The sequence below is a fragment of the Microcystis sp. M_QC_C_20170808_M9Col genome (assembly GCF_007095495.1).
Classification (GTDB): Bacteria; Cyanobacteriota; Cyanobacteriia; order Cyanobacteriales; family Microcystaceae; genus Microcystis; species Microcystis aeruginosa.
Genome location: NZ_SFBZ01000157.1, coordinates 18,885 through 27,013 on the forward strand (window position 1 = coordinate 18,885; position 8,129 = coordinate 27,013).

Annotated in this window: 6 protein-coding genes and 1 pseudogene; 2 read left to right on the forward strand and 5 right to left on the reverse strand. The window is 41.6% G+C overall.

All coding sequences use genetic code 11. The features are described 5' to 3' along the window. Window positions 1-5 precede the first annotated feature (5 nt). Window positions 6-437 carry a type II toxin-antitoxin system VapC family toxin gene (locus tag EWV68_RS09370; RefSeq protein ID WP_002803895.1) on the forward strand — a complete coding sequence of 144 codons (432 nt, stop codon included), beginning with the start codon at window positions 6-8 and terminating at the stop codon, window positions 435-437. A 293-nt stretch (window positions 438-730) separates the two neighbouring features. Here the strand turns inward: EWV68_RS09370 and EWV68_RS09380 are convergent, their stop codons facing one another. From EWV68_RS09380 to EWV68_RS09395, 4 genes are all read right to left on the reverse strand, one after another. Beyond that, window positions 731-3,535, reverse strand: coding sequence for a cation-translocating P-type ATPase (locus tag EWV68_RS09380; RefSeq protein WP_287169582.1), 2,805 nt, complete (start codon window positions 3,533-3,535; stop codon window positions 731-733). A gap of 253 nt (window positions 3,536-3,788) precedes the next feature. Next, window positions 3,789-4,895: a hybrid sensor histidine kinase/response regulator gene (locus tag EWV68_RS09385; protein WP_287169583.1), complete on the reverse strand. Its 1,107-nt coding sequence runs from the start codon at window positions 4,893-4,895 to the stop codon at window positions 3,789-3,791. Window positions 4,896-5,027: 132 nt separating this feature from the next. Next, window positions 5,028-5,537, reverse strand: coding sequence for a DUF4164 domain-containing protein (locus EWV68_RS09390; RefSeq protein WP_287169584.1), 510 nt, complete (start codon window positions 5,535-5,537; stop codon window positions 5,028-5,030). Between the two features lie 53 nt (window positions 5,538-5,590). Further along, entirely contained in the window at window positions 5,591-7,150 is a 1,560-nt protein-coding gene (locus EWV68_RS09395) for a hypothetical protein (protein WP_287169585.1), read from the reverse strand. Window positions 7,151-7,290: 140 nt separating this feature from the next. On the opposite strand from EWV68_RS09395, the gene EWV68_RS09400 reads away from it, so the two are divergent. Further along, the gene (locus EWV68_RS09400; protein ID WP_061431830.1) at window positions 7,291-7,782 is read left to right on the forward strand and encodes a hypothetical protein; all 492 of its coding nucleotides are present in this window, start codon (window positions 7,291-7,293) and stop codon (window positions 7,780-7,782) included. Here the strand turns inward: EWV68_RS09400 and EWV68_RS09405 are convergent. Then, window positions 7,779-8,021: pseudogene (locus EWV68_RS09405) on the reverse strand (M42 family peptidase); the annotation flags it as partial. The gene EWV68_RS09400 and the pseudogene EWV68_RS09405 overlap by 4 nt on opposite strands. Window positions 8,022-8,129 lie beyond the last annotated feature (108 nt).

Below are 8,129 nucleotides of genomic sequence, written 5' to 3' on the forward strand. Positions count from 1 at the left end.
AAATAATGACTAATACATTTATCTGTGTTGATTCTAGTTTTATAGTTCGTTTAACAACGGTTGAACCTTCTGTAACAATGTACAGTCAACTCTGGCAAAAATGGATGACCGAGGAAAATTTAGTGATTGCACCAACTTTATTATGTTACGAAGTCACTAACGTATTTTATCGTCTGAAAAAAGCTGGTCAAATTTTGGAGACGGAAGCGCAAACCCTCCTTACAGAAGTCTTAGATTTACCTATTCAGTTTCATGGAGATCATTACCTCCATTACCAAGCAATAGAAATTTCGCAAACCTTGAATCTTCCTGCTACTTATGATGCCCATTATCTAGTATTAGCTCAACGATTTCAAGCAAATTTATACACTAGCGATAAACGCTTATTTAACAGCGTTAAATCTTCTCTAAGTTGGGTTCATTTGGTTGAAGTGTAGATTTTTATTTCTCTCTCAATAGCTTTAGTTTTATTTAACCTGACTAGGCAGTATGCTTAGAAAAGCACAAAAGTCGAGCTAGTTTTGCTTACGGGGGGATATGACTTTAAACGGGTTATTTCTCGGTTATCCAAGCGGTAAACTTTGATTGATGATGAATTGGGGACGTAAGTGACGGAGTTTGCCTCTCTTTGTTATAATTCAAAGACAAAGTAAGGTTCTTCGTTACTTGGTATGGTTCGATCAGGGGGCAGAAATCGGCTAAATCCTTATCTGGCAAGAGACTTAATTGATTAGCTCGTTCTAGATTGAAAACAATTGGCAAAAATCGAAGGAACCAATTTTTCTAACTCCACCCAAACGAATAACAAGGTACTAAATCCCAAACAGATTAATAATTCTTCTTTAGTTAAAAATTGAGTGCCGAAAAAATCCCGCAGGGCAGGAACATAGATTAACATCAGTTGAAAAATTGTCGTCAGGGTTACTGCTACCCAAAGATAGGGATTAGTCAAAGGATTCATTTCTATGGTAAGATGATCGCTCGATCGCACGGAAATGGCATGACCCATCTGAGCTAAACAGAGAGTAGTAAAAACCATAGTTTTCCATGAACCAGTATTACCAAAAAGTGGATCCAAGCGCACAGCGATTAACATTTGAGTGATATTAATAATCGAAAAAATAATCCCAATTCTCACAATATAACTGCCCAAACCGCGAGCAAAAATACTTTCTTGGGGACTAAAAGGAGGGCGACGCATAATATTAGGAGAAGCGGGTTCCACTGCCAAAGCTAACGCGGGTAAACCATCAGTAACTAAATTCATCCAGAGAATTTGTAGGGGAGTGAGAGGAGTAGCTAAACCCAAAAGAGGCGAAGCAGCGATAGTAATCACTTCCCCGATATTACTGCCGAGAATATATTTAATAAAACTGCGAATATTGTTATAAACCACTCGCCCTTCTTCCGTGGCAGCGACGATGGTGGCAAAATTATCATCAAGGAGAATCATATCACTAGCCTCTTTGGTGACATCGGTGCCGGAGATTCCCATGGCAATGCCGATATCTGCTTGTTTCAGGGCCGGAGCATCATTAACCCCATCTCCGGTCATAGCGACAAATTTACCCTTTTTTTGCAAGGCGCGGACAATAGTTAATTTATGTTCGGGGGAAACACGGGCATAGATGTTAGTTTTGTCAATGATGTTTTCTAGCTGAATTGGTGATAATTTATCTAATTCTTGCCCTGAGATGACTAAAGCTCCCGCTTGGGCAATACCAAGACTTTTAGCCACCGCTAGAGCGGTTAATTGATGATCGCCGGTGATCATGATCGGACGGATTCCCGCTTCTCGACACCTAGCCACGGCGATTTGTACCTCCGGTCGCGCTGCGTCGATCATACCGACCATTCCTAACCAAATTAGCTCATCTTCGCTGATTTCAGTTGATTCTGGCGGATAAATTAGTGTTTTATAGGCTAATCCTAAGACTCGTAAACCCCTGTTAGCCATAGCATTGTTAGCGACTAAGACTTTTTCTTTTTCCCTATCCCCAAAAGGAAGACTTTCTAATCCCGATTGATAGGAGAGACACTGTTCAAGGATTAATTCTGGGGAACCTTTGGTAAATAGTACCGGATTGACTCCTTGACAAATGACCGACATTCGCTTTCTTTGAGAAGAAAAGGGGATTTCAGCGATTCTAGGGAACTCTTGCTTGGTTAGGGATAAATTTAAGCCCGCTTTCGCCCCTAAAACTAATAAGGCTCCTTCCGTGGGATCGCCTAAAATGCTATCGTGACCGTTATCGAGGTCTAAACTGGCATCGTTGCAGAGGATACTGGCAATTAAGAGATGATGTAATTCTAGATCGGTTTTGGGATCGATCGCCCGTTGCTCGGAGTCTAAAAATTGTCCTTTTGGGCTATATCCTTCCCCAGTAACTAAAAAACTGCGATTAACTGTCTCTATCTCCCGCACGGTCATTTTATTTTCCGTTAGCGTCCCAGTTTTGTCGGAACAGATCACATTAACAGAACCAAGGGTTTCTACTGCCGGCAGTTTGCGAATCAAGGCCTGACGTTTGACCATGCGTTGGGTACCTAGGGCGAGAGTTAGGGTGATAACTGCGGGTAATCCTTCGGGAACGACGGCTACTGCCATACTAAGGGAAACTTCCACTAATTCCTCTAGGGCCGACCAACCGGCATTGATCAGGCCGATGGTAATAGTCAGGGCAACTAGAATGAGAGAACCAGCAACAAGGACATTACCCAAGTGAGTCATTCTTTTTTGGAGAGGAGTGGGTTCATTGCCGACTGTTGCTAACATTTGAGCGATTTTGCCTAATTCCGTGGTCATCCCCGTATTGGTAACGATGACCTTGGCCCGGCCTTGCAGTACCTCTGTTCCGGTAAAGACAAAATTTAAGCGATCGCCAAGGGGAGTATCCCTGTCTAAGGGGTCAATGGAGGCGGATTTATTAACACTATTTGCCTCTCCTGTCAAGGCCGATTCGCGAATTTGCAGGTTAAAAGCTTCGATAATTTGGCCGTCGGCGCTGATTTGGGTTCCCGCTTCAATCAGCATGATGTCCCCCGGGACGAGATTAACCGCGTCTATTTCCCCGCGTTGACCCTCGCGAATAACATTAACTTGGGGAGAGGAAAGTTTTTTTAAAGCGGCCAGAGCTTTTTCGGCGCGACTTTCTTGCAGATAGCCGAGGATACCATTGAGGATGACAATTGTTAAAATAGCGATCGTATCTTTGAAGGGAACACCAATTTTAGCCAGATGACCGCGCTGTAATGCCAGTAAATCCAGTCCTCCGGAAATTATGGCCACGGCAATTAAGAGGAGGAGCATAATATTGGTAAACTGATCTAGGAGAATTTGCCAATTACTGCGCCTTGGACGTTCTTGTAGTTCATTTTTGCCATAATATTTAATTCTTTCGGCGATTTGCTCCCTATTGAGGCCATTAACAGCCGAACTACCGAGGATAGATAGGGTGGTTTCCACCGGATAGGTATGCCAAGGTTGTTGCAAGTTAACGCTGGAATGAGCAGAATAGTCGGCATTAGCGGCCATGGCAAGTCAAGATAGTTGATCTAGATAGATCTTAGCCCTTTCTTTCCAGGGTCACAGGAAAAAACAAATGTTTAAACTGCCTCTCCCTGCTCCCTTCTCCCTACTTCCATGCAGTCTTAACGAGTAATACTAAATCCGGTTATTAAAGAATGATTATTTATTCCCCCTTTTGCCTATTGCCTTTTGCATGAGTGCCTGTCCTGATATGTAGCCTATGCTCAACGGATTTAGTATAATGTAGATAGTCAACAGCTTAGTAGGGCAAAGTAAACCAAAATTGTGAACCTTTTTCGTCATTATTCATAATGCCAATTTCACCTCCGTGAGCATGGATAATTTGACGACATAGATATAAACCTAGTCCTAAACTAATCTGATTATTATTATTGCCTCGTTGATAGCGATCAAATAATTGTTTTCTCTGGGTTTCGCTAATTCCCACCCCATTATCGGCAATAGTACACCAGAGATAATTGCCCTCTAGTCTAGCGGATAAAGTGATAATTATCCCCTGGGGATTGTGTTTAAGGGCATTGGCTAATAAATTCTCAAAAACTCGCCAGAGATGATGAGCATCGGCATTAACTAAGGGTAAATCGGGGGAAAAATTATTAATTAAAGTTGCTTGATTTTCCTTTAATCTTAACTCCCATTCCTGACTGATCTGTTGACCAATTTCGTAGAGAGATAAAGGCTTTAGTTCTAGGGAAACTCCCCAAAGATCATTTTGTCGGGTTTCGACGAGAGAATCAATTAAAGTTAATTGTCGATCGCAACTGTTGGCCATCTGTTGTAAAATCTTCCGGGATACTTCTTTAGTTTCTACCTGAGAATTTTTAATTAAATTATTTAAGATCATTGACATCCCGATCACGGGATTGCGGAGATCGTGAGAGACGGCATGAAGATAAATTTCTAAAGTTTCCTCAGTTTTTTGACGTTCTTTAATTTCGTTTTGGAGTTGTTTTTTTTGACGAGAAATAGTTAATTGATTTTCGATGCGGGCCATCACTTCTTCCCCCTGAAAAGGTTTAGAAATATAATCAACACCTCCCACTTGAAAAGCTTTGACTTTATCTAAGACATCATCAAGAGCGCTGATAAAAATCACGGGAATTTCTCTGGTTTTTTCATCAGCTTTTAACTGTTCACAAACTTGATAACCATTGAGATCGGGCATATTAATATCGAGGAGGATCAGATCGGGAATTAGCGATCGCACGGTATTCAGGGCCATCTGTCCATTAATCGCTTTGCGTACCTGATAGCCCTTCTCGGTGAGCATAATCGACAATAGCCGCACATTATTGGGCAAATCATCGACAATTAAGACACTAGGGCGCGGTGTGAGTTGAGTCATGCCGGTTATTTTATAACTCAAACTGTTTAAATAAAGTGTATAAAAAAACAGGGGCTTGCCGAAAAAGTTTTTCCTGGGGGCAGGGTATCGGGTGGTACAAGCGAGAAAGTCTCGTTACTCTACAGCGATCGCCTAGGGATTGTTGCCCATAAAAAAAGCACGGAACCCCACAGCAATCAAGGAACCACTCAAAAGAGTTATTAATGTCCAAATTTGGTTACTTTGGGTTCCTTCCACCTTGATCAGTCGATTATCCATACTATCGACTTTCTCTGTTAAAGTTGCTAGTCCTATCTTGACATCGGTGACATTTTTCTGTAGGGTTTCTAGCTTTTGCTCGACATTTTTCTGTAAAGTTTCTAGCCTTTGATCAAACCTTTTTTCGAGATTATCTAGCTTTTGCTCGAAACTTTTTTCGAGATTGTCTAGCTTTTGATCAAACCTTTTTTCGAGATTATCTAGCTTTTGCTCGAAACTTTTTTCGAGATTGTCTAGCTTTTTGTCAAAACCTTTTTCGAGATTGTCTAGCTTTTGGTCAACATCTTTCTGGAAGGTGTCTAGCTTTCGATCAACACTTTTAATACTATCTTTAATTTCCTTGAGGACAGATTCGAGGGAATAGGCAAGGGTTTCTGCTGTCATTGTGGTTAACTCCTATCAGTCGAGAGATAATTTAATTATCGATAAAAATCCTCTTAATTCTCCACTTCATTTTTTTCGGGAAATCTCGCCTCATCTTCCAATTTCTCGCTGATTTCTGGCAGTTTTAGCAATAGTCCGGCGAATAACCAATAGTAAACAGAAACAGGCTCGACGGAGAGAGGATAATAGTAGGGGTTAAAGCTAATAAAAAGCAGGAAAATCCAGATACAGAGACCCCAATGCTTTAAAGCAGCATTTTTTACCTTTAAATAGGCTTTAAAGGTGAGAATACAGAGAATTGTCACCAGTGCCATAAAAGCGATAAAACCGACGATACCGATTTCGTAGAGGAGTTTAGCGTAGTAGGTTTCAATTAGTCTTATCCCTTCTTCTCCAGCTACATGAAGAGCGCCACTGCTGGCTTTGCCTAAACCAAAACCAAAAAGCTGTGCATAATTGAACATCCACTGTATTTGATTGCCTACAAAGTCAATGGGAGACGAATATAGCCAGCGATCGATAAAATTTAGCCCTCTTTCCTGAATAAAGGGATTTAACGTCACCGCGAGCAGGGAAATCAGCCCCAAGATTCCCAATTTTAATGGTAACTTTTGTTTATGTTTGCTAGTAGCAATAAAAAGAACCAAGTAAAACAAAGGTACTAGCAAGAAAGGTAATCTTTGTCCAGAAACCAGAGTCGCAAGGAAGACTAAAACCATGGCCACCCAACCAGCGACGCGCCATCTTTTTTGCGGATCACTAAAACTGGCCGCGTAACTGATGACGCTGCTAGATACTAAGAACCAACCCCATTGCCAAGGATCAGAAAATGTGCCGGGGAGACGAATTAAGCCTCGATCGGGATTATACAACACTGAACCCCCGACAAAACATTGAGCTTTCAAGCTGGCTTTGTCGGTAATATCTGGATAAAATTGGCTGTCGGATTTCGGGACAAGAACTTCCAGTTGATTGAGGAATTCATTATCAGGACAGATGCCTTGGACGAGTAAGAAGTATTGAATTAGGGCTAAACCGCAACAGACTAATATCATCACGATTAAAACCCGATTAACCACGAATAAATCTCGTTTTTGCTCGATTAGATAGTAGCCACAGAGAACTAGGGGAATATAACTGAGGAGGATTTTTAATCCCACAATTCCCGAGGCAATTCCTCCTCGGGGCAGATTGACAAAAAGAAAAGTTATCAGGCTGCTGGCAAGTAAAATCAAAGCTGTGAGGAGAAAAGGCTTGATTTGGGGGCGTAATTGTTTAAAAGTTTTGGTTTTAATTAAAATTGCCGCTAAAGCGGCGAAATAAAAGGCATCCTTGACGATTTTGTAGAGAGCATAGGATGGCTCTATGCCAATAAAGTTGCCCACTACCTGAAAAACTCTCACCACAGACAAAGCGAAGGTATTACTCAGGGGAAGATAGATGATTAGGGCTAATAATCCCAGACGGGGATGGATGAAAGAGGCGACCATGGCGGGAACTGCCCAAATTCCTAATAAGGCCGCTTTTTTGCCAAATAGAATCCCTAAGACTAGACTAATTATTGTAGTGGCGATCACCAATATCGTTAGTAACAGGGAGTTCCTCTCTTTCATACCGTGCGGGTTGAACAGGTTTAGCAGAAAGTGTACCGGATTTTTGCCGAGATTCTCATTCTCAATGGCCGAGAGTTTCCTGTTGCTTCTTACCTGTTGCTATACTTATGTAAAATTTTATTTATCTCGATCTTGACTCCGTGGCCGAAAATCTTTCTTTTCAAGACCTTTATCAAGCTGGAATCAGTGCTTTTGAGCGTGGACAATATCGTCTTAGTATCCAGCAATTAAATGCCGCTTTATCCTTAATTTCCTTAGGATCCCGAGCAGGGGGTGAGATCCAAATTTGGTTAATTTCTGCCCATCAGGGGTTAGGAGAGGGGGAAAAAGCTAGTGAAATCTGTAGGCAACTTATTACCCATCCTATCTATCAAATTCGCGAACAGGCCAAGCGTCTGCTTTATATTATCGAAGCTCCCCGTCTCAAACGCCCAGATGAGTGGATGACGAAGATTCCCGATTTAGAGAAACTTCCCGATAGTACAGCGCAATTTAAAAAGGGAACAAATAAACAGAAAAAAGAAGAACCCCCCGCACCCATGCAGTTAGAGCAGCATAAAAATACTGTTTTTAGCGGACTGGCGATCGCTATTGTTCTATTGATGCTCTGGTTTTTTGCTAAAAATAGCTAAATTAGTTGACAATAAACTTCTAATATGCTAATGCAGTTAGCTATGGCTCCTAAATGGGCGATTTCATAACCGTGGGTGTTTTGGGTGGGAAAACCTAAGCAAGCGGCCTTAGCTATATGACCGAATTTCATGGCAATGGAGGCATCGCTACCAAAACCACTAATAATGGCTAATTGCAGCGGTATTCCCGCCTTTTCGGCTGCGGTTCGTAATTCTTGATTTAATTGCTCATCGAAAATTTGGGTCTGAAACCCCGTCGTTCTACGACGGCTTTACTGTTAAATATGAGCATCGTTTACGAAATATATGCTAGTGTGAAAGGACATGGAAAAAGCCTATTCGTTTCG